The organism is Bacteroides sp. GM023, from assembly GCF_014750685.1.
Lineage (GTDB): Bacteria > Bacteroidota > Bacteroidia > Bacteroidales > Bacteroidaceae > Bacteroides.
Genome location: NZ_JAAXGE010000002.1, coordinates 1021361 through 1043332, shown reverse-complemented (window position 1 = coordinate 1043332; position 21972 = coordinate 1021361). Strand labels below are relative to the sequence as shown.

General features: G+C 42.3%; 16 protein-coding genes. 5 read left to right on the top strand and 11 right to left on the bottom strand.

What is annotated here, in order from left to right; translation table 11 throughout:
* Positions 1-10: 10 nt before the first annotated feature.
* The 4 genes from HC965_RS06390 to HC965_RS06375 form a co-directional block, all read right to left on the bottom strand.
* Positions 11-1777, bottom strand: a complete 1767-nt coding sequence (locus HC965_RS06390) for an HSP90 family protein (RefSeq protein ID WP_191030672.1) — start codon at positions 1775-1777, stop codon at positions 11-13.
* A 9-nt stretch (positions 1778-1786) separates the two neighbouring features.
* The gene (locus HC965_RS06385) at positions 1787-4288 is read right to left on the bottom strand and encodes a tetratricopeptide repeat protein (RefSeq protein ID WP_191030671.1); all 2502 of its coding nucleotides are present in this window, start codon (positions 4286-4288) and stop codon (positions 1787-1789) included.
* A gap of 155 nt (positions 4289-4443) precedes the next feature.
* Positions 4444-4971, bottom strand: coding sequence for a shikimate kinase (locus HC965_RS06380; protein WP_191030670.1), 528 nt, complete (start codon positions 4969-4971; stop codon positions 4444-4446).
* Positions 4972-5011: 40 nt separating this feature from the next.
* Entirely contained in the window at positions 5012-5614 is a 603-nt protein-coding gene (locus HC965_RS06375; RefSeq protein WP_191030669.1) for a nitroreductase family protein, read from the bottom strand.
* A 139-nt stretch (positions 5615-5753) separates the two neighbouring features.
* On the opposite strand from HC965_RS06375, the gene HC965_RS06370 reads away from it, so the two are divergent.
* Both HC965_RS06370 and HC965_RS06365 read left to right on the top strand, forming a co-directional pair.
* The gene (locus tag HC965_RS06370) at positions 5754-6389 is read left to right on the top strand and encodes a viroplasmin family protein (protein WP_191030668.1); all 636 of its coding nucleotides are present in this window, start codon (positions 5754-5756) and stop codon (positions 6387-6389) included.
* Positions 6390-6422: 33 nt separating this feature from the next.
* Positions 6423-8192: a glycosyltransferase family 39 protein gene (locus HC965_RS06365; RefSeq protein WP_191030667.1), complete on the top strand. Its 1770-nt coding sequence runs from the start codon at positions 6423-6425 to the stop codon at positions 8190-8192.
* On the opposite strand, the gene HC965_RS06360 is transcribed toward HC965_RS06365, so the two are convergent.
* The 7 genes from HC965_RS06360 to HC965_RS06330 all read right to left on the bottom strand — a co-directional run bounded on the left by HC965_RS06360 (position 8179) and on the right by HC965_RS06330 (position 17659).
* Positions 8179-10155: an LTA synthase family protein gene (locus HC965_RS06360; RefSeq protein WP_191030666.1), complete on the bottom strand. Its 1977-nt coding sequence runs from the start codon at positions 10153-10155 to the stop codon at positions 8179-8181. The two genes, HC965_RS06365 and HC965_RS06360, sit on opposite strands and share 14 nt — an antisense overlap.
* 38 nt (positions 10156-10193) lie before the next feature.
* A complete protein-coding gene (locus HC965_RS06355) occupies positions 10194-10613 on the bottom strand; it encodes a GtrA family protein (protein WP_167961265.1) in 420 nt (139 codons plus the stop codon).
* The gene (locus HC965_RS06350; protein ID WP_191030665.1) at positions 10597-11553 is read right to left on the bottom strand and encodes a glycosyltransferase family 2 protein; all 957 of its coding nucleotides are present in this window, start codon (positions 11551-11553) and stop codon (positions 10597-10599) included. Before HC965_RS06350 ends, HC965_RS06355 begins: the two co-directional genes overlap by 17 nt.
* The gene (locus HC965_RS06345; protein WP_191030664.1) at positions 11550-12353 is read right to left on the bottom strand and encodes a polysaccharide deacetylase family protein; all 804 of its coding nucleotides are present in this window, start codon (positions 12351-12353) and stop codon (positions 11550-11552) included. The genes HC965_RS06350 and HC965_RS06345 overlap by 4 nt, the downstream gene beginning before the upstream one ends.
* A gap of 15 nt (positions 12354-12368) precedes the next feature.
* Positions 12369-14204 (bottom strand): ABC transporter ATP-binding protein, encoded by a 1836-nt coding sequence (locus HC965_RS06340; RefSeq protein WP_191030663.1) that lies wholly within the window; start codon positions 14202-14204, stop codon positions 12369-12371.
* Positions 14205-14357: 153 nt separating this feature from the next.
* Entirely contained in the window at positions 14358-15491 is a 1134-nt protein-coding gene (locus tag HC965_RS06335) for an ATP-binding protein (protein ID WP_191030662.1), read from the bottom strand.
* Positions 15492-15571: 80 nt separating this feature from the next.
* Positions 15572-17659: a BT4734/BF3469 family protein gene (locus tag HC965_RS06330; RefSeq protein WP_191030661.1), complete on the bottom strand. Its 2088-nt coding sequence runs from the start codon at positions 17657-17659 to the stop codon at positions 15572-15574.
* Between the two features lie 560 nt (positions 17660-18219).
* Here HC965_RS06330 and HC965_RS06325 point away from each other — a divergent pair.
* The 3 genes from HC965_RS06325 to HC965_RS06315 all read left to right on the top strand — a co-directional run bounded on the left by HC965_RS06325 (position 18220) and on the right by HC965_RS06315 (position 21824).
* Entirely contained in the window at positions 18220-18831 is a 612-nt protein-coding gene (locus tag HC965_RS06325; RefSeq protein WP_191030660.1) for an HU family DNA-binding protein, read from the top strand.
* A gap of 271 nt (positions 18832-19102) precedes the next feature.
* On the top strand, positions 19103-19924 hold the full coding sequence (locus tag HC965_RS06320) for a hypothetical protein (RefSeq protein ID WP_191030659.1): 822 nt from the start codon (positions 19103-19105) through the stop codon (positions 19922-19924).
* A 205-nt stretch (positions 19925-20129) separates the two neighbouring features.
* Positions 20130-21824, top strand: a complete 1695-nt coding sequence (locus tag HC965_RS06315) for a lipopolysaccharide assembly protein LapB (protein ID WP_191030658.1) — start codon at positions 20130-20132, stop codon at positions 21822-21824.
* Positions 21825-21972 lie beyond the last annotated feature (148 nt).

The window sequence follows — 21972 nt, the reverse complement described above, 5'->3', positions numbered from 1 at the left end:
ATTCTTTCAATTAATTCAGGAAGTTAATAAAATCATTCATTTTCGCAGTCATCAATTCGCTAAGCGAATGGTTAAAGAGTTCCATTTCCTCGCTGTTCACCGGATATTTTCCCTGAAGGAGCGACTGTACATACAGTATATGCACCACGTGCTGAAACATCTTATTGTCGCCTTGTATCCGCAACAGCGTCCGCACCATCTCATTATCCGCATTGAACGTCAATGTAGGGGGAATCTGCTTGGCAGTATTCACCGAGCCCAGCACAGCCGCCAGCGGATTGTTGGCACTTTTCACCGTATTTTCTTTCTCTTCCGCCACGAATATCACCGGAATATCCACCGGTGTGAAATGCTTCAGGCGACAGACACAGCCGAAACGCTTCAGCAACTCATTCGCTTTCGTCTCAAAATCCTGAAACTCCTTATTGGTTTCCACTTCGCCAAACTGCTCCAACAGCCGCGAAGGAGATATTTCATCCAGCGTCAGTTCCGAATTCAGGCGGGCATACTTTTTCAGCAACGTTTCATCAAATGTATAAGCAGCATTCACTACCAGCCATCCCTGTGCCCCGGCGATACGCCGCACCTGCCGGAAGTCTTCCAAGTTACGGGTATAGCATATTACATTGCCCGCCGAACGGATACTCCCGAAAGTACGGAATCCTTTATTAGTCTCAAAAGGAAGATAATCCATAAACAAACGGAGCAATTCATTATCTTCCGAAGCAATCGCCTTAATATGGAAGTGATGAACATCCAGAATCTTATTAAACACTTCACGATTATTCTGCACCAATCCCCGCAAATAATCCTTGATAGCCGTTCCAATCTCCTTCCTAGCATCTTTCAGCAAATCATTGCTCACCAAAGACTCCCGCGAAGCGGTAGACAGCAACCCGTCCGCATTCACCAGGCAACGAATAAAGAAAGCCCACGGCGGCAACAAGTTGCAATCATCCTCACTCAACAACATACGTTTCAGATATACCTTATGCGAATTGCGCACGGAAAACTGCGTACGGAAAGGCAGAATATAGAGCACGCCTTCCACCCGGCCGCTTTCGGTCTTTATCCTGAAAGCATCGAGGGCAGACGACTGGAAAGTCTTTGCCCCATAGTCGAGCAATTCCTTACGAGTCGCTTTCGGGTCGAGCCAGACAGGTGACGGGGTATTCACTAACTCCTCTTCACCCTGATAATGCAGATAAATAGGATAAGGCAGCACCTCGCCATAATTGACCAGTATCTTTTTGAACATCTCATATTCAAAAAGATGCATCCAGTCACTCTTGGGATGCAGCACCACTTGTGAACCGATAGGCTGTTCCTCGTCAGACAAAGTCAGCTCGTATGTGCCGTCCACCTTTCCACACCAACGGACAGCCTGCCCGCCCATTGCCGAACGGCTCTCCACCAAAATCTCATTGGTCACCACAAAACAAGACAGCAGTCCGATACCAAACCTGCCTATAAAATCATCCGCATCGGGCGTATCCCGCTTCGAACTTTCTCCGATAATAGTAAGAAAACGATGTACTTCTTCCTCTTTCAGCCCGACTCCATTATCCCGGAATATCACCGTCTTGTCATCATTCAGAAAGACATCAATACGACCTGCATAATTCTCGTCAATATTGCGTAGCGCCGTGATAGCATCTACGCAATTCTGCAACAACTCCCGGACAAAAGTATTCGGATTACTATAAATATGTTCCGACAACAGGGCAATCATCCCTTTCAGGTTGACCTGGAACAAATTATTCCCTTCTTTCTCCATTTTTCTCTTCTATTTTCTCCTTCTTCCAGTGATTTTCAGCGCTTTTTCATTACCATTTTCAGCCGCCTTCTCAAACCACTCCATAGCTGTTTCATCATTTTCATCCACGCCATTTCCCATCAGATAGGCGTTTCCAAGCTCAAATTGTGCTTTATCGTTATTTTTTTCCGCCGCTTTCATCAGCCATTGCACAGCCGTCTCCGGATCGGGCGTACAGCCTTCGCCAGACATCAGCATCTTGCCGAGATAATAAGTAGCGCCGATATTTTCGTTACCGGCCGCATCCGTAAACCAGCGATAAGCTTCGGCGTAATTCTCCTTCACACCTACTCCGTTGTAATAGCAAAGTCCGACCCGATACATACTTGTCACATTTCCGCTATCCGCAGCCAGTGTATAATATTTAAAGGCTTCCGTCTCGTTATCTTCCACTCCGATACCCATCTCGTAGCAGATACCCAGCCCCTCGCTGTACCATTCATATTCATCAGCTGCCTTTTTGAAATAAGAGAAAGCCTTTTCCGATTCATTCAGCCTGTCGTAGTCATACAGATAATACTCACCCATACGTATCATAGCCATCGGAATCTCGTTGGCAACTGCCTTCTCATACCATTCTACCGCCTTCTTATTATCTTCCATGCACGAACCGTAACCAAAGAAATAATAGTCCCCCATTTTGAACTGGGCATATCCATAGTCCTGTTCCGCCGCTTTTGTCATATATTCTACGGCCTTCTGCGGATTTTCTTCCACTCCGGTAGCATTTTCATAAGCCAGTCCCAACTCTGTCAGACAACGGGATTCATTCTTTTCCGCTCCCTTGGAGAAGCACTCAAGTGCCTTATCGAAGTCTTCTTCCGTACCGATACCATTCTTATAGCAACGTCCCAACGCGAAAAGCGCATCCGTATCCTCCGCTTCGGCAGCTTTTGCATACCAGCCCAAAGCTTCTTCCGGTTGCGCTTCGCCGATAACGCCTTTCTCCAAATAAAGCCCTACACGGAACATCGCATAAGGATAGCCCTCACCGGCAGCCTTCGTACACAGTTCGTAAGCCTTTTCATAACTCTTCTCCACTCCGTCACCGTTCTCATACAAGAACGACAATTCTATCATGGCGAAGCAGGAGCCCATTTCAGCCGCCTTTTCATAATATTCTCTTGATTTCACGGCATCCTTCACACCGCTATACCCATTAGCCAGGTAAAGCGCCGCACGGCAATATCCGTCGACATTATCCATCGAAGCCGCTTTCTCATAATATTCCATTGCCTTGGCATAATCCGGTTCTTCGGACAAGAAGCCGCGCTCGTACATCCATCCCAAACGATAGGCTGCATTTCCCGAACCCAGTTCAATCGCCTTCTCCAGCAACTCCTTCGCCCGGTTCATATCCTCTTCCACCAAGTCACCGTTGAAGTAAACGTTTGCCAGTCCCTCGATACCTGCGACGTAATCACCTGCCACACAACGTTCAAGACACATCAGTCCGCGTTCCACATTCTTATAGTCATCATTGTATAAGTAAATCAACGCCAATTCATACGCACTGTACAACTCACAATAGAGCATTCCTTTCTCCAGCCATTCAATCGCTTTAGGCATATCCAGCCACTCTTCTTCCTGATAATTATATCCCAGGAAGTTGGCAGCAGACCACACGCCGGCATGCCAGGCCTTTTCCCAAAGTTCAAAACCAAGTTCTTTTGATTTATTCAGTTCCGGATAGCGGAAATAGAGTGTACCTAAGTTTTTAAGCGTATATAAATTCGGAACTATCTCCAATGATTTTTCGTAATAAGCAGCTTCTTCTGCCACACCGCCTTCTTCCCTGTCGAGCGAATCTCCCAGTGCGGCATATGTATGTGCACGCAAGCGATGTCCTTCAGGCAGTTCGTTCAACAACTCCTGACGCATTTGCAACGCCTTCTCTTTATCACCCGTGAATTCCTCGGCAAACGCACGATAATGTCTGCCCCACAACAGAGCTTCGGGAGAAGAAAGAGCCGCAAAACGGCGTTCGCCCTCCTCTTTGTCCTGTTCGCAATAAAATCCCATGAATCGCCAATAAGCAACGGTTGCTTCCGCTTCCGCCCAGCCCATATCGGCAGCCTTTTCGTAGAATGGGAACAAATAACTCATATCGCGCTTCCCGTAACGAGCTTCGGAATACTGAGCGCCTTTCTGCGCCCACCCGGCTCCACTGAACACAGCAACCCGGTCGCATACCTGCATTACCTTTTCCCACCAAAACTCATATTCTTCGTCATTGAGGTCGACTTCCACATTACAGTCGAACGCGCTGAATATCAATTCAAAAAAGTCTTCTGTCAGCTTCTCATCCTCTTTGGTATCCAAGGCATACTCGCATACAGCCAATGCTTCCCACCAATTTTCCGCATTCAGTAATGAAGAAGGTGTATATTGTGGAAACCATGCCGCAGCAGGCTTTCCGGATGATTTAATCTCAGCAGATAATTTCTCATAATTCTCTTTTAATGTTCCCATGTTATAGACTTCACTTTTATTTTTGTGTTAATAATCAATATATAAAAACTCGTTACGAGTGCAAGGTACAAATATTGACTGAATGAACAAACAAGAGAGTCAAAAAAGATAAAGTCCGAAGAAAAAAGGGTATGACAAACTATCTTCAAGTGGGATTACACCCCGAGAAGTTGTTGCAAACGTTGCACCGACGCATCAATCTGCCAACGGTCTTCCAACTCGTCCGCATTGAAGATATATTGTGCCTGATGATAGAAAGACGCCCGTTTTTCCAATGCCTGAACAATGAACGCTTTCAGTTCGTCATCCTCTTTTCCCTGAAGAATGGGACGCTGTTGTTTGGCTACACGCAAGCGCCTGAACAACACATCTGGATGTACATCAAGAAAAACAGTCTTTCCCACCCGGTTCATAAACTCCATATTATCAAAAAAACAAGGCGCTCCACCTCCCGTAGAAATTACCACATTCTCAAACTCGGCTACTTCGTGGAGCATGCTCCTCTCCAGTTCCCTGAATCCTGTCTCGCCTCGTTCGGTGAATAATTCTCCAACGGTTTTGTGAAAACGCTCTTCAATATACCAGTCCAAATCAATGAACGATATATTCATCTGACGGGCAAAAGCCTTGCCCAATGTCGTTTTTCCGGCACCCATATAGCCGGTAAGGAAGATACGAACCATAAATGACTAATTTTGCTCACAAAATTAGTCATTTAATTCATTATTTGAAAACTTTCACCCGTTCTTCCAATGGCTGAAATTCTTTTTCACCCGGTTTGGCGGTAGGAAGTCCGAACGGCATTTCCGCAATCAGATGCCAGTGTTCCGGCAGATTCCATTCACGACGCACAGTATCGTCAATCAACGGATTATAATGTTGTAATGATGCCCCGAAACCTACATCTTCGAGCATTACCCACACAGCCAGCTGATGCATTGCCGAAGTCTGCACCGACCATCCCGGGAAATTCTCCTGATAAGACGGAAAGGCTTCCTGAAGCCCTTTGACTACCTTCTGGTCTTCAAAGAACAATACAGTTCCATAACCGCAGTCAAATGAATTATCTATTTTCTCTTCTGTCTTTACGAAAGCCTCAGCCGGCACGATTTTCTTCAACGCATCCTTTACAATCTGCCACAATTTCTTGTGAGATTCCCCCAACAGCAGCACTACGCGTGTAGACTGCGAGTTGAATGCCGACGGTACGTGGCGCACTGTCATATTGATGATACACTCTATCTCCTGGTCGGGTATAGGCGACTGATTAGTAATTGAATAGTAAGTCCGACGTTGTTTTAATGCTTCGCTAAAAGATTTTTCCATGATAGTTCCTTTCTTTAGTTCATATTCTTAAAGTCTCTTTTTTTTTATAACAAGTAGCCCCCCTAACTTGTTCAGTTAGAGAATATATTTGTACCTTCGCACCGTCAATTCATTGACTTTATTAATCTACCGTCAAAAAATGGCTAAACAGAAGTTCTACGTAGTATGGGAAGGCGTCACGCCGGGGATTTACACTTCCTGGACAGATTGCCAGCTTCAAATCAAAGGATACGAAGCCGCCAAATACAAATCATTCGATACCCGGGAGGAAGCCGAACGGGCACTAACCACATCTCCCTACGCCTATATCGGCAAAAACGCAAAAGCCAAATCAAATACATCCAAAACCGCTTCAGACACATTGCCGGCCTGTGTAATTGATAATAGTCTGGCTGTTGACGCCGCTTGCAGCGGCAATCCCGGTCCGATGGAATATCGCGGCGTACACGTTGCCAGCCGACAGCAAATCTTCCACTTCGGCCCGATGAAAGGGACAAATAATATCGGTGAATTCCTTGCCATCGTGCACGGACTAGCCTTATTGAAACAAAAAGGATTCGATATGCCTATCTACAGTGACAGTGTCAACGCCATCAGTTGGGTACGCCAAAAGAAGTGCAAGACCAAACTTCCCCGCACCGCAGAGACAGAAGAACTCTTCCTCGTGATAGAACGGGCGGAAAAATGGTTGAAAGAGAACACCTATACCACCCGTATCCTGAAATGGGAGACAAAAGAATGGGGAGAAATCCCGGCAGATTTCGGTAGAAAATAAATCAACATAAAAATTATTCAATAGAAGAAAAAAATGAAAATATTGACTTCAAACAAAGCTTTCTGGTTGTTATTAGCCATCTGCGTAATAACAATTCTGCCTTTTCTTGGTCTGTCAGACTACCATACGAAAGGTGAGCCTCGCGAATCTATTGTTTCCTATTCTATGCTGGATAGCGGAAACTGGATTCTACCTAGAAACAACGGAGGTGAAATGGCGTACAAGCCACCCTTCTTCCACTGGAGCATTGCAGCCGTTTCTTCGCTGTGCGGCGGCCATGTGACCGAGATGACCTCCCGCCTTCCGTCTGCCATCGCCTTGATTGCGATGACTCTCTTCGGATTCATGTTCTTTGCTAAAAGAAAAGGAGTGCAAATCGCGCTGCTGGCTGCCTTTATAACACTGACCAATTTCGAATTGCATCGTGCCGGAGCAAACTGCCGGGTAGACATGGTTCTGACAGCACTCACCGTGTGCGCCTTATATTGTTTCTATAAATGGTATGAGAAAGGGCTGAAAGGGGTTCCCTGGCTAGCCATCCTTCTTATGAGTGCGGGGACACTGACCAAAGGCCCCGTAGGCACCATCATTCCATGTCTGGTGGTAGGTGTATTCTTATTGCTCCGGGGCGTCAACTTCTTCAAAGCATTCCTGCTACTTTCTGCCTGGGCCATCTTGTCATTGATTTTGCCTTTCTGCTGGTATGTAGCTGCCTATCAACAAGGTGGAGAAGAATTTCTAGCATTAGTCATGGAAGAGAACCTTGGCCGTATGACCAATACTATGAGTTACGACTCATGCGTAAACCCCTGGCACTATAACTTCGTGACCTTATTTGCCGGTTACGTTCCCTGGATACTGTTAGTGGTACTTTCTCTTTTCACCCTGACTTACCGTAAATTCAGTATCCAACCCGCCGCCTGGTGGAAACGCTTCACGGCATGGATAAAGAATATGGACCCGGTAGACCTGTTCTCTTTCACCAGCATTGTCATCATCTTCGTTTTCTACTGTATCCCACAGAGCAAACGCAGTGTATACCTGATGCCTATCTATCCTTTCATCGCTTATTTCCTTGCCAAATATTTATTCTATCTGGTCAAGAAACAATCCAAGGTGATAAAAGTCTATGGAAGTATCCTCGCAGTAATCAGCCTGTTGTTGCTGGTATGCTTCATTATTGTGAAATGCGGACTTATCCCCGAAACGATTTTCCACGGCCGTCACGCACAAAACAACATCAACTTCCTGCGTGCCATACAGAATATCAGCGGAATAGGCTCTCTGCTATTAATCGCCATCCCGACATTCCTCGGCATCTACTGGTGGTTCTATCAGCGTAAATATGCGCTAAGCAACCGCTTCTTATATGCCATTGTCGTACTTACCATGGGATTATATCTTGCACTGGACGGCGCTTACCAGCCCCCCATCCTAAATTCTAAATCAGTGAAATTCATTGCGGCAGACATAGAGAAGATTGCCCCCGAAAACGAAGGCGTTATTTATGAATTCATTGAAGAAAGCCTTCATGCGGCAGGCGACCCCGTCCACTATTTCGAACTCAATTTCTATCTGCACAATCGTATCGACAACTTCTATCAGAAACGTCCTTCCGAAGGCTTCCTCTTAATCGGAACGAACGACGCAGAAAAATATCTTCCCGAATTTGAAAAAGAAGGTTATCAGTTCGAGCTACTTTATGAATCGCCCAAACCGGTACTCCGTCAGATTGCCAAGATATATAAATTTGTAAAACAGGCACAACCCGAAAACAGCGAGGTAACTCCTACTGCTGAATAACGGGCACAGAATCTATCGTTTTTCCATGCTTCACCAGGTATTCCGCCGACTGGAGCATGGAAAAACTATATTCTCTCAAAGGTAAGAAACTATCATCCATCGGAACAGTTACCAGTTTGCCATTGTCTATCCGGTACGTAAACTCCTGCTGCGTCTCATAATTATAAAGATACAACAAAGAATCATTGCGTCCCACTATCATATTGTCGGCTGTATAAAACATACAGGGACGTTCCTCACGCAGCAAGTCAACCCCGAAGTTATTCTGCAAATAATCAATGTTCAACATCCCCAGCACAGTAGGCTGAATATCCACCTGTCCGCCAAAAGAGTTTTTCTCTTCAGGAGTAATCTGACTGGAATAAATCATCAATGGAATATGATTATAAGATTGTGGAAGTTCACACTCGGCATCTCCCACAAGTTTGCCATGATCCCCTTCCAGCACAAAGATAGTATTGTCAAACCAGGGCTGCTTGCGTGCTTCGGTAAAGAACTTGCGCAAAGCCCAATCCGCATACTCTACAATCTGTGTTTCCGGTTCACTCGTTTTCGGATGGAAATAAGGCGGTATCACATACGGCGGATGGTTACTGATAGATAGCAGAGTAGCAAAGAAAGGTTGTCCGGTAGCCGCCCGCTGGTTCAGCACCGGAATGGCGTAATCATACAGAAAATCGTCCTGTACCCCAAAGCTATTCACCACTTTATCAGCCGGATAATCTTCCTGTGAGAATACTTCATCGAATCCATTAGTCCGGAAAAAGGCATTCATATTATCATATTGTCCTTCATGCGTCATGAAGAAAAGGTTGTGATAACCGTTTTCCTTCAGTACGGTAGGCAGACCGGAGTAACGGGGAATCACCGAGCCTTTCATCAAGTTCCGTTTCATCATGGCGGGGAAAGAATACAAAGTAGCATACAGGCCGTGATTGGTATGGATACCGGCAGAATAAAAATTGCGGAAACTAAGAGAACGGGTATACAGACTATCCAGGAAAGGAGTCAAAGACTCCGACTGCCCGAAATGCTTCATAAATCCACAAGACATGGATTCCATCATAATCAATACGACGTTAGGACGGCGATGCTGCATACTATCCGTTTTTGAAGCGTACCTGTGCACAGCCAATGGCGAAATTTCAGCTTCTCCCGGGCGATTCAGGAAAGCCTGCGCCTTGCTTATGGCTTCTTGTTCATCCATCAGATGCAGATATTTATTCTCAGGCCGCATGTCATCCATTACACTCGTCAGCAGATTAAACGTCGGGCTTACGCCCAGTTGGTTCAGGAAAGCGTCCTGACAGAAATACGCCGCACTCACTTTAATCGGATTGTATCCCGTACGTCCCCGGATGCCAAAAATACAAAGGCCGATAAGGCATGCACCGAATACAAACGCAACTCCTCTCTTCCATAAAGGGAATATAGTAAAGCCCGCACAACGTTTACGGAAATAGCGTGCCAGAAAAACAATCCAGAAAACGAAAATCACCATAAAAAGAAAGTACAACCCAATAGATAGATAATAGGCACTTTCTCCCAATATCATCCCCGCAGTGGTTCCTGCATAACCAAACCATTCGAATATAGACGAATTAATATGCTTAAAGAAATAATCAAAATAAGGCATATCCGATGCACTAATCAGATAAACCACTCCATAAAAGGTACTGAAAAAGATTGTGAAGAAACGGAACAATGCTTTCCCGTAGTAATTGCAGACTCCGCATACCACCGCTACCGTCAAAGGCAGTAGAAGTATATAGCAGCCTATTACGTTATCGAACCAAATACCATGTATGAAGGCTAGCATGGCCAGCACCTTATCCGACATTGCTTCGGGAGTCAACTGATGATAGGATGAGATAAAAAGCACCAGTCGAAACAACCCTGTAATAATCAGAGCGGAAATATGCACAGCCAGTGTATATAGTATAAGATTCAGAAAACGTTTCATAATAGCCTTTTCTTTTTATGAATTAAACGAAATGAAGATTATTTTTTTCCTTTATAAATATAAACGAAATGAAGAATCAGGAAATTAATAGGTACGACTATAATCATAACCAGTATCGGTGCCAGAAGCTCACCTGCCCCCATCCAAAGGAAAAGATTCAGCAGACCAATCTCAAGCAAATAATTAATAAGGTGACTAAAGCCAAAACCAATAGCATTATGAGAGGAAGGTTTTGAACGGAACGTAAAGAAAGTTGTCAGAAAATAGTTGCAGATAAATCCGACCGCATAACCTGCCGTAAAAGAAATATTGGCATTGGCAACCAGCAAAACCAGGCAATACACGCCATAATGAATAGCCGATGACACTGTACCGACCACTCCAAAACGAGCAAACTGCCAAAATTTATCCCGCCATTCCGGGTGCTTGTCCAGTATAGCCTTACTTATTCTTATCATCGTACAACACTTCTTCCACGTTATAGAGCGGGCGACGTTTCACCTCCCGATAAATCTTACCGATATACACCCCGACTGCCCCTATGGATACCAGAACTACCCCGCCGACAAACCAAATGGACAGCATCAAAGAAGCCCAACCATGTTCCGCCGTTCCCGAAATCAACGCATAAAGAACATAGAATCCTATCAGAATACTGATAAAGACGAATACAATTCCTAAATAAACAATGCCGTAAATAGGTTTCACCGAAAAAGAGGTTATGCCGTCCAAAGCCAGTCCGAGCATTTTCTTCAGTGTATATTTGGAAGTTCCGGCAGTCCGCTCCCGAATCACATCATCTACCGTCGTTGAAGGGAAGCCCAACAAGGGAATAATACCACGCAAATAGATATTTCGTTCTTGATAATGTGATAGCTGTTGCAAGACTCTCCGGCTCAGGAAACGGAAATCGGCGTGATTATAGATAGTTTCCACGCCCATCTGTCGCTGTAACTTATAAAAAGCGGTTGCCGAAAGGCGTTTCAACATCGGGTCTGCCTGGCGGGATACCTTCACTCCATATACCACATCATATCCTTCAGTATAGGCATCAATCATTTCCTCAATCGCATTCAGGTCATCCTGCAAATCGGCATCAATGGTAATAACGGCATCACTCCAGTCTTTAGCGGTCATCATACCTGCCATGATTGCATTCTGATGTCCCACATTTCGTGCCAAATTCATACCTTTGATATACGCATTTGTCTTATGCAACTGTTTAATGATGCTCCAGGTACGGTCCTTACTGCCATCATTCACAAAAAGCACAAAACTATCGGCACTGATTTTCTCCTTCGCAACCAGCTCGTCAAACAAGGCAGTCAAGAGACCGGCTGATTCTTCCAACACTTCCTCCTCATTGTAACAGGGAGACACAATAGCCAATTTAATCATTTTTCGTCCGGTTTATTCAGTTCAGCCAGTTTAATCTCTGCAAATTCCGAGTAAGTAATAAAGGGATACCCTTTTTCTTTCAGTTCCCGGATAAGCATATCCAGGCGTTCCTCCATTCCTCGGCCGGAATGATTGCGGATTATAAAAGGCATCTTATATTCGGGATGTTCATTCAATGGGTAAAATTCCCATGGATGAAAGTAAGTAACGAAGTATCCGTCATGTTTCAGCACCCGGTTTACCAAACGCTGGTACAGCCACATCGGCAGATTGTGGCAAGACAGCCAAAACAGCGGGAATCGAATCCATGGAGTTACAGAAGCGGGAATTTGAAGTACTTTCCCCGTCATAAAGCAAGTACGCGGTTCGGACAGATGCATATATCTGCCGGGGATGAATGCCGGATTCAATGAAGTATTATATACATATCCCATCCGTTCAATCTCCGCATCCGATACAGGAAACATTCGCGGCTGACGATAGCCCTTTATCGTTCTGCCCGTCAGGCGCTCGAGAATTTCTTTGGAACGGCTGACGTCAGAAGCCTGGGGCTGCCAATGGTCGCACCCATGCGCGGCAACTTCATGTCCTTCATCCATAATGCGCCGCATGACTTCCGGCGCATTTTCAGCAAAATTGCTTGTACAAAAGAAAGTGGCTCTCACCCCGTTATTTTTCAGACAGTCCAATATTTTATTTGTACCATAAACAGATACTTTCATTGCTTCGTCCAACGGGATATCTACCCCATGTTCACGGGGGACATCAAATTCCTCTGTATCAAAACTTAATAATATCATTGCAATATCGAAAAATTACAATTGTTGCATATCATGCAAACGTTTATAGTAACCGTTCAGTTCGATCAGCTCTTCATGCTTGCCACGCTCTACAATTTCTCCTTCATACAACACGCAGATTTCATCCGCATTCTTAATCGTAGAAAGGCGGTGGGCAATAGCAATCGTCGTACGTGTCTTCATCAAACGTTCCAATGCTTCCTGCACCAGACGTTCTGACTCGGTATCCAAAGCAGAAGTGGCCTCATCGAGAATAAGAATCGGCGGATTCTTCAGGATAGCACGGGCGATACTGATACGCTGGCGCTGACCACCGGACAACTTACCACCACGGTCACCGATATTAGTGTTGTATCCTTCCGGTTTTTCCATGATAAACTCGTGTGCATTAGCAATCTTCGCAGCTTCTACCACTTGCTCCATCGTTGCATTGTCCACACCGAAAGCAATGTTATTGAAGAAGGTATCATTAAACAGGATAGCTTCCTGATTTACATTACCAATCAGAGTACGTAAATCTGCGATGCGCACATCACGGATACTCGTTCCATCAATTGTTATATCTCCTTCCTGCACATCATGGTAGCGTGGCAGTAAATCTACCAAAGTAGATTTACCGGAACCCGATTGTCCAACCAACGCAATAGTCTGTCCTTTCTTTACAGTCAAGTCTACATGCATCAGTACTTCTCTCTTGCCATCATAGCTGAAAGAGATATCTTTAAATTCAATCTTGTCATTCAACCCTTTCAGCGGTTTCGGATTCGCAATCTCCTTAATCTTATTCTCTGCTTTTATAAGCTTGTCCACACGTTCCATAGAAGCCAAACCCTTGGGGATGTTATATCCTGCTTTCGCAAAATCCTTCAAAGGATTGATTACGCTATACAAAATCACCATATAGAAGATGAATGTCGGAGCATCAATCGTAGCGTTCTGCCCCAAAATCAACGTACCTCCAAACCACAATACAGCTACAATCAGAATCGTTCCTAAAAACTCGCTCATCGGATGTGCCATAGCCTGACGTATAGCAACTTTATTCGTTGCATCACGAAGCTCGTTACTGCATTTGGTGAATCGGTTAATCATCTTATCTTCCGCAATAAAAGCTTTGATAATGCGCAAGCCTCCAAGAGTCTCCTCCAATTGTGACATTGTATCACTCCACTTTGCCTGTGCTTCCAATGACTGGCGTTTCAGTTTTCTTCCGACTACTCCCATCAGCCAGCCCATTCCCGGTAATACAACGATAGTAAAGAGTGTCAACTGCCAGCTGACCGTAACCAATGTCACGAAATATATAACAATCAGAATCGGGCTTTTCATCAACATATCCAATGAACTGGTGATGGAATTTTCCACTTCCCCCACGTCACCACTCATACGAGCAATAATATCTCCTTTTCTCTCTTCTGAAAAGAAAGACATCGGCAGACGCATCACCTTGGCATACACCATGATACGAATATCACGTACAACTCCTGTACGTAATGGAATCATTACAGCTGAAGAAGCGAAGTAACAACCAGTCTTGAACAATGTCATTACCATCAGGAACAGTCCCAGGAAAATAAGAGCCATAGTAGGACCATTATCCACTATCATCTGAGATATATAATAGTAGAAGTTATTCTTAGCAACATCTGCCAAATCGCCGCTACCCCATTCCATAAAATGATATACCTTATCCGCTCCTTCTGTTTTAAACAGGATACTCAAAATAGGAATCAGAAAAGTAAAAGAAAAGACATTGAATACAGCAGACAAAATATTCAGCAAAACAGCCCAGCCGATATACTTCTTATAAGGCGACACAAAGCGTCGCATCAGTTGTAGAAATTCCTTCATTATTTACCATTAAAAAAGTTAAGACCGCAAAGATACAATAAAACTAATTAACTGACAGCGGTTTCACCTAATTATTAACGCGATTTATCGGAAAGCACCTCCAAGAAAATAACAAGTACACCTTTTATAAAACTCAAGAGGCTTCTATCTCACTCAATAACTTTCTTTCAGCCAAATACCCAAAAAGCGATCATAAATTTGATAAGTACCCATTTCCTGAGTCACAAAGTCTTTTTCTAACAATCCTTTCAATGCTGCTTGTACCGAGCTGGCAGAAGCCAACTTGTATTTTTTAATAAAAGCCCCCGAAGTAATGGCTTTGGCCTGCCCTTCTTTCGTAATGGCAATTAACAGTTCTTTCTGTTTCTCAGGCAAGCGGAAAAGGATTTCCGAATAAGTATATCTAAAAGAATCGACAATCTGCCGAATTGCATCCGTCACCATTCCGACTTTACACACCCCTCGCTCCGGAGTCATATCATAAAGTACATTCAAAACCTTTTGTATATACCACGTAATCCCTTCAAACTGTTCATAAATCGCAGCAACCGTTTCTTTTTCTATTGTCTTGCCGCCTCGTTCAAAATGCGTACAGGCAAAAGCTGTATATTCTTCCAAAGGAATACTACCCAAATGCATCATTGATACACTTTGATAGAAAGGTCTGGAAGCTGTCAGGAACATATTTCCCATTATATGCCGCTGGCTACCGGCAAAAATAAAACGGGCATTATTACAATGTTGCACATAAGTGCGTAATGTAGCTTCCACATTTTTCTCCGCATATCCGGTAATCTGCTGAAACTCATCAATTGCAACCAAACAAGGTTTATCTGCCTGCCCTAAATATCTAAAAATTTCGTCAAGCGTATTAGCAGGCGTCTGTATATCCCCCAAACCTAAGTTTAGGGAAGGAACGCCATTCACATCAAAAGAAATACTAGCCTGTAAAGACTTCACACATTCCCAAAAATTCTGCAGCGCCTTCTTTCCGGCAGGTTTAAGCACCTCTAGTATTTCTTTACTGAGTGCAAATACCAAGTCACGCAACGAGCGGCTATCGTATATATCGATAAAAAAAGTATAATAGTTTTTTTGAATTTCAGGAAACAGGAAACAGTGCCGAATCAATCCAGTCTTCCCCATACGCCGTGTAGAAACAAGAGCTAAATTATTCCCATTCATCACTTCACGCATCAACTGTTCACTCTCCCGACGACGATCACAAAAATAATCAGCAGATACATATCCGCTTGTTATAAAGGGATTTCTAATTATAGTCTTCATACCTCTTGGTTTTATTACGCAAAGATAATTATTATAAAGTAATAAAATAGATTTCCTACTTATTATTTCCTCTTATCCGCCTACAACCTTTGTTCAACAGCCACCACATGATAATAAACCCCATGCGTCTTCCTATACGACTTCACACCCAATCTTTGCAGAATACGTCCGAAGTAATTCACCTGTCCCGGAGAGAATTTCATTTTACTCGCCTTTTGTATCCGTTGCAATATATCCGCAGCAAGCATCCATTCTCCTTCCTCTTCATCTTCCGCAACCCGGTAATACACAAGAAACAATTGTTCAATAGCCGGCGACTGCTCAAACTCCTGATTGGCTTCTGTCAGGATAGCTTCTTCCTTTTCATCAAACCAATATCGTTCGTTGTGATACAGTGCCGTCATTGCCTGCGCATAAAGCTGCTCATAGTCAATGGGGCGGACCACATCAATCACTCCCATAACCTCAACACCGATATACCGACGGCTACCGGACGTATCCGTCAGCAAATCTTTATGGTTACTTGTCCCGATGAAAGAAGCATAGCGACGAAGTTCCTCTACTGCCGAAGCATTCGGACGACGTGTGTTAACGACCGGCTTTTGCAGGATATGTTTAACAAAAGGTTGCTGATTGATGCCAATCTGGTCAAACTCATCCATATTAATCAGCAAGAAACGGTTCAGGTACAACTCCGCATCCCGTTTCCGGCTAAAGTCGATGCTATCCGTATAATATGCCTGCAAACATGGCGGAAGAATCAGGCGGCAAAACGTCGATTTCCTGTAAGCCTGCGGACCGACCAATATAGGAGAAGTGCTGTTCGCATGATTTTTACTCAGCCCACGCCAATGCGCTATCATACCAAGAAACCAACGGCGGAATAATTGTTCCCAATGGGGATTGTCACAGGGAACCCGCCTAGCCAGGTCACCGATATAATCCTTGCCATTCCAACGGGGAAGGTCGTAAAGAAATTCCTCAACAGGTTGATAAACCGGTACACGATCAGAATTCAGATAACGCACCACATCCTTGTCCCAAAGTTTAATCCCTTCATACTGCGCATTCATGGTAATGCTCGACATCAACCGCTTGTCTACCGGACGAAAATAGAAATCAAAACTGTTTCGCTGCCGGCATTCCACCTGCGAAGTCAACTGGTTGAAACGAAACTCATAACGCCGTCTCATAAACTCATCCATCTGCATCACGAACAACTGTTCCGGCAACAAGCTGCTCTTACCCGCAAATCCCTTGCAGGTGCGATACACATTCTGCACTGTCTCGCGAATCTGGAAATCATCTTCCGGCAAGCGATAATGGGCACGCGACCACCGTACCGTATCCTCTTCGGGAATACCGGCACGAAAACAATGTCCAGCCAGGCAAACCAACAAAGAATGTATGTCATTTCCCGGAAAATACTCATCCTGCTCATCCAATGCACGTGCAAAAGCAGCCTCAAAAAGCACAGAAAGCGCATGATGGCTCTCATATCCCGGCGCAAGCCGTTGCAAAGGTGAAGTTTCCGTCTGCACCTGTTCGCGGTAAGTCGTTTCTGCCGGCATAGCCATAGGCTGCTTCAGATAAATAGGCATCGCTTCGGGATTGAAATACAAATCCGGATCGAAAGTCAAACGGCAATACTGTTCCAATGAAGGCTCTTTCAGTTCGATATCGAAAGGAAGCTGAGGTTGATAAAACTTCACGGCAAGCCGGTAAGCATGCGCATGGAAAAACTCCGCCTGTTCGCGGTCTTCCGGCAGAAGATCATCGGGATAAGTGAAGCGCACCCATATCTTCACCGACTTTCCGGAAGAACCGGTAAAGGCAAGGTAAGTCTGTGGTAGCTCCTTCACACGCTCTTTCACCTCACTCGCTTCCATAAGCCCAGACAGGTTATTCACCTGGATCATCACAATCCCGTTGTATTCATCCATCGTCATTATCCCGTTCTTACGGACAAAGGCTGCTGCAGGAAGCAGCTTCGGCACTTTCTGTACATAGTCATTTTTATCACCCGGAAGAATATAAGGCAGAACCTCCCTCATTCCTGAGACGAGTTGCGCTTTAGTTTCCACTTTCATCTGTTCTACGAGCTGTTCGATTTTTAACGTCCGCAGAGTATTTACTTTGCCGTCGTCTCTAATTTGTGTTATTCTCATTACTTATTTAGTTTGTCCTGCATATTTGTGTAGGGCGATTATTATAGCACAAATATACTGTAATTATTTCATACAAACAACTTTTCAGAAACACTTACTCCATATTCTACTAGAAAAGTTTTTTTTAATTTCATTTCTCATATTCTCATTAATTTCAGATAAAGCATAGATAATCAAACAAATAGACAATGAGAAATACTTTTTAAAAATCGTATTTCTCATTGTTTTCAAGGTATTTCTCATAGTTGGCCATCTTCCTTTTCTCATTCGCCAACCAACCTTATCTTATATAAAACCGAGCTATCATTTATATGAAAACAATAAAGTATTTACTTGTTTTCCACCTGATATTGTCGTATCTTTGAAAGAACATCCTAACCGTTCCACTCCAGTGCACAAGCCTGTTCACTACAGTAAAAAGTTATGTCTACTAGAGTGCAAAGTTCTATCCACTGGAGTAGAACGATAGAAATGCCGATAAGAAAATAAAATAATACAGGCAGGATAAAACAACAACATCAGTAACATAACATATAAACCACTATTAAATTAGAATAGCAATGGCAATACAATTCGAGTTTTACAAGAATCCCCAACCGGAAAAAGAAGGGGAAGAACCAAGTTACCACCCCAGAGTGGTTAATTTTCAACATGTCACCACCCAAAGACTGGCAAGAGAAATCCACATGGCAACTACTTTCGGAAAAGCGGAAGTAGAAGCGATGTTAATGGAACTGAGCAGATGCATGGGCAACCATCTGCGCGAAGGAGAAAGAGTACACCTGGATGGAATCGGCTATTTTCAAATCACGCTGCAAGCTACCGAACCCATACACTCGCTTACCACCCGTGCGGACAAAGTAAAACTGAAATCGATCAGCTTCCAGGCTGACAGGGATTTAAAAAGTTCATGTATGGCTACCCACCTGCGACGTTCGAAATACAAACCGCATTCCGCCTCTCTCTCAGAAGAAGAAATCGACCGGAAACTCACGGAATATTTTGCAACGCATCCCGTACTGACCCGCAGCAATATGCAGTCACTCTGCTGCTTCACCCAAAGCATGGCCAGCCGACAAATCCGCCGGCTAAAGGCGCAAGGCAACTTGATAAATATCGGGAAACCTACACAACCTATCTATATAGCAGGACCGGGACACTATGAGAAATAAATCCGGCGAGTATGAGAAATAAGCAAAATCAGCGTCATTTTGCGGAAAAGCTATGAGAAATACCTATTTTAAAAAGTATTTCTCATAGTCTATTACATTAGTTATCTGTTATTTATATCGAGTCTATGAGAATATGAGAAATGAAGATCGGAATACATATTAGTAAGACCTAAGAAAAAAAATCATTTATCAGCACACCAAACAAATATTTTTCCTATTTTTGTAAAAGTCATCAGAGACTTGACTATAAACACACTAAACTAAAACCATCATGAGAAACCTACTTAGCATTCTATTCATCCTACTACTTGTTTCATCTTGTTCAGACACAAGCAACACTATTCCTGAAATAACCGATGAGGGTGACCATACTATAGAAAAAGTTATTCCATTAGACCTAGAGATAGAAGAGACACAAAAAAACATCTTCGATTATACCGTATTCAGCTTATTTCCCGACCAATATGGTGTTATGTCTTCTTTATTCGATGTTTATGATTCAATCACATGGAAAGCATCAAATGTAGATGGTAGTTTAAAAATATTTCAGCATACAACCGGCAGTGCTAATTTTATACGCCAATGGTCTCACACTTTCACTAGTCCCGGTAATTATAAGACTTACGTATTAGGATATAAAAACAACGAGGTAATATACAGTGACACAGCGGAAGTAGAAATAACAAACACCAAGGATTTTCTCTGCTATAATTGGAAAGACATAAAAGGTTCTATAGGACACGGTGTCTCATATGTAGACGTTTTAAATGATTATGAATTTTCCACTTTTGAAGATATGCATCTAGGTATGACATCAGTTACAGTCTTCCTTATCGACAAGAAGAAAAATAACAAACCTGCTTTTCTTAAAAAAAGTAAGAAGATATTTACCGATTATATAAATTCACTATACTCCACTCAACCTATTCATTACGAAACAGAAAATGATTTATTAGAAAAATACAATGATTTATTTATATATAAGCCAAAGAGCACCTATCCTATATGTATATGGATAACCCCAAAGTCCAAAATAGCATTAATAAAGGAAGAAATACATAACGAATACCAGCTTTATGCAGAACCCAATTAATATACTAGAAAAATAAATATCGACAAAATTCATTCAAATCTATACATCATTCTTCACTTTTAAATCTTTGTCTGGCATCATTACATTTGCCATATTTTTTTACAGTATTTACAAAAAAAGAATACCTACAAAAGAATAATACACATTAAATTATTAATTTTGTATTATACCTTTAGCATTATGTCCAACCAAAGACAGTGAATATATGAAAAAAAATATAACTATAATTTCCATGTCTATCATCCTACTATTAGGATGTAGCAAAGAACAATCAACTTCCGACAAATTACTTGACAAAGTTGAAAGAGTCATGAAAATAAATCCCGATAGTGCATCAACCATATTGAAAAGTATATTATTGCCAGAAGAATTGAATAATGAGAATTTTGCACGTTGGTGTATGTTATCGGGTAAAATAACTGATAAAATCTTCGATTCCTTATTACCAACAGAACAATTCGAAAAAGCTTCTTCATGGTACTTACAACATGGAGTTCCCATTGAACAAGTACAAATCCTAATCTATCTAGGACGTTCTAATTCCGTTGATGGAAATTATGACAAGAGTATGTCCATATACACCAATGCTTTAGAAATAGCCCAAAAGAATAAACTAAATGATCAGATCGGATACATATATAGTTACATGGGAGATCTATACGAAGAAAAATCCATGCATACACAGGCTATTGACAAGTATAAAATGGCTGCTAGCTATTTTAAGAAAGCAAATAATACAGACAGTTACGCGTGCGCATTAAGAGATTTAGGACGTGAGTATGCATGCGCCGATTCAATATCACATTCTCTAAATATTCTACACACAGCAGATTCTATTTCAGCCAACTCTACAAACAAAAATATAAAAGCATCAATTTGTAATACCTTAGGAAATATCTATGCAATGCAAAAGAACTACCATGAAGCCGAAAAATATCTATTAATAGCACTAACTACTGGAAAAAACAAAATGCCCAATTATATAGCATTAACAGATCTGTATACTGCATCTGACTCCATAGACAAAGCCAAGGGACTACTACATAAAATACAAAAAAATGATCCTACATACACATATAGCATCAAATATCTACATTACCAAATTTATAAGTCCGAGAAAAATTATAAAGAAGCACTTATGAACCTAGAGGAATACACCGACATAGTAGATTCTATTATAAATGCCGACAATCAATCCAAAATATTAAATATAGAAACTAAATACAATCATCTGAAGATCAAACAAGAGATAAATACATTGAAAATCAAAGAACAAAACTATATCAATGCTATAGTAATCTGTTTCTCGATTTTACTTTCAGTAATAATAGGATATATATTATATCGAAAAGAAGCAAAAAATAGAATACACAAACAACAGAACGAATTAAACGAGATAAAAATAGAGTTACTCAACCTTTCGCTCAAGCTAGAAATAAAAAGAAATCAAATAAATGCACTCAAAGAAAAGGACGAGAATTATCATAAAATACAAGAGGAAATAAGTTTACTATCAGTTAATTACAAGAAGCTACAAAACAAGTTACTATCAGATTCATCAATATATAAAAAATTATCATACTTGGCAAATCAACATATACCACAGAACAGCAAGCCATTAATAAGTAAAGAACAATGGATATTTATTGCAAAGGAAATAACATCTATTTATCCTGCTCTTTACAATTATATCTATAACTTATGCCCTAATCTTCCAGAACAAGACTTCCAATACTGCTGTTTATACATGTATGGGTTCGACACCAATGCAGAAGCCAAGCTATTAAATATTAGTACCAACTCCGTCAGAACCAGACATCTTAGACTCAGACAGAAACTAAATATATCATTACCAGCCAACACTACATTATATGAATATTTGACTGAAAACATTCATTAATCATTGTATTTTTATCGACTAAAAATACAATGTATACGCATTTAAAGCTAAACCTCTGATTATCAGTATGTGTTTGTCTACGCCAAGATATGCATTTTAGTTGTTTTTCCTTCTATATCTTGATAAATTTGCAAAAAACTATTAAGAT

Bases quoted from the DNA above. Each gene is read 5' to 3' on its own strand.
- HC965_RS06390 (WP_191030672.1), bottom strand. From the start codon at position 1,777: ATGGAGAAAGAAGGGAATAATTTGTTCCAGGTCAACCTGAAAGGGATG.
- HC965_RS06385 (WP_191030671.1), bottom strand. From the start codon at position 4,288: ATGGGAACATTAAAAGAGAATTATGAGAAATTATCTGCTGAGATTAAA.
- HC965_RS06380 (WP_191030670.1), bottom strand. From the start codon at position 4,971: ATGGTTCGTATCTTCCTTACCGGCTATATGGGTGCCGGAAAAACGACA.
- HC965_RS06375 (WP_191030669.1), bottom strand. From the start codon at position 5,614: ATGGAAAAATCTTTTAGCGAAGCATTAAAACAACGTCGGACTTACTAT.
- HC965_RS06370 (WP_191030668.1), top strand. From the start codon at position 5,754: ATGGCTAAACAGAAGTTCTACGTAGTATGGGAAGGCGTCACGCCGGGG.
- HC965_RS06365 (WP_191030667.1), top strand. From the start codon at position 6,423: ATGAAAATATTGACTTCAAACAAAGCTTTCTGGTTGTTATTAGCCATC.
- HC965_RS06360 (WP_191030666.1), bottom strand. From the start codon at position 10,155: ATGAAACGTTTTCTGAATCTTATACTATATACACTGGCTGTGCATATT.
- HC965_RS06355 (WP_167961265.1), bottom strand. From the start codon at position 10,613: ATGATAAGAATAAGTAAGGCTATACTGGACAAGCACCCGGAATGGCGG.
- HC965_RS06350 (WP_191030665.1), bottom strand. From the start codon at position 11,553: ATGATTAAATTGGCTATTGTGTCTCCCTGTTACAATGAGGAGGAAGTG.
- HC965_RS06345 (WP_191030664.1), bottom strand. From the start codon at position 12,353: ATGATATTATTAAGTTTTGATACAGAGGAATTTGATGTCCCCCGTGAA.
- HC965_RS06340 (WP_191030663.1), bottom strand. From the start codon at position 14,204: ATGAAGGAATTTCTACAACTGATGCGACGCTTTGTGTCGCCTTATAAG.
- HC965_RS06335 (WP_191030662.1), bottom strand. From the start codon at position 15,491: ATGAAGACTATAATTAGAAATCCCTTTATAACAAGCGGATATGTATCT.
- HC965_RS06330 (WP_191030661.1), bottom strand. From the start codon at position 17,659: ATGAGAATAACACAAATTAGAGACGACGGCAAAGTAAATACTCTGCGG.
- HC965_RS06325 (WP_191030660.1), top strand. From the start codon at position 18,220: ATGGCAATACAATTCGAGTTTTACAAGAATCCCCAACCGGAAAAAGAA.
- HC965_RS06320 (WP_191030659.1), top strand. From the start codon at position 19,103: ATGAGAAACCTACTTAGCATTCTATTCATCCTACTACTTGTTTCATCT.
- HC965_RS06315 (WP_191030658.1), top strand. From the start codon at position 20,130: ATGAAAAAAAATATAACTATAATTTCCATGTCTATCATCCTACTATTA.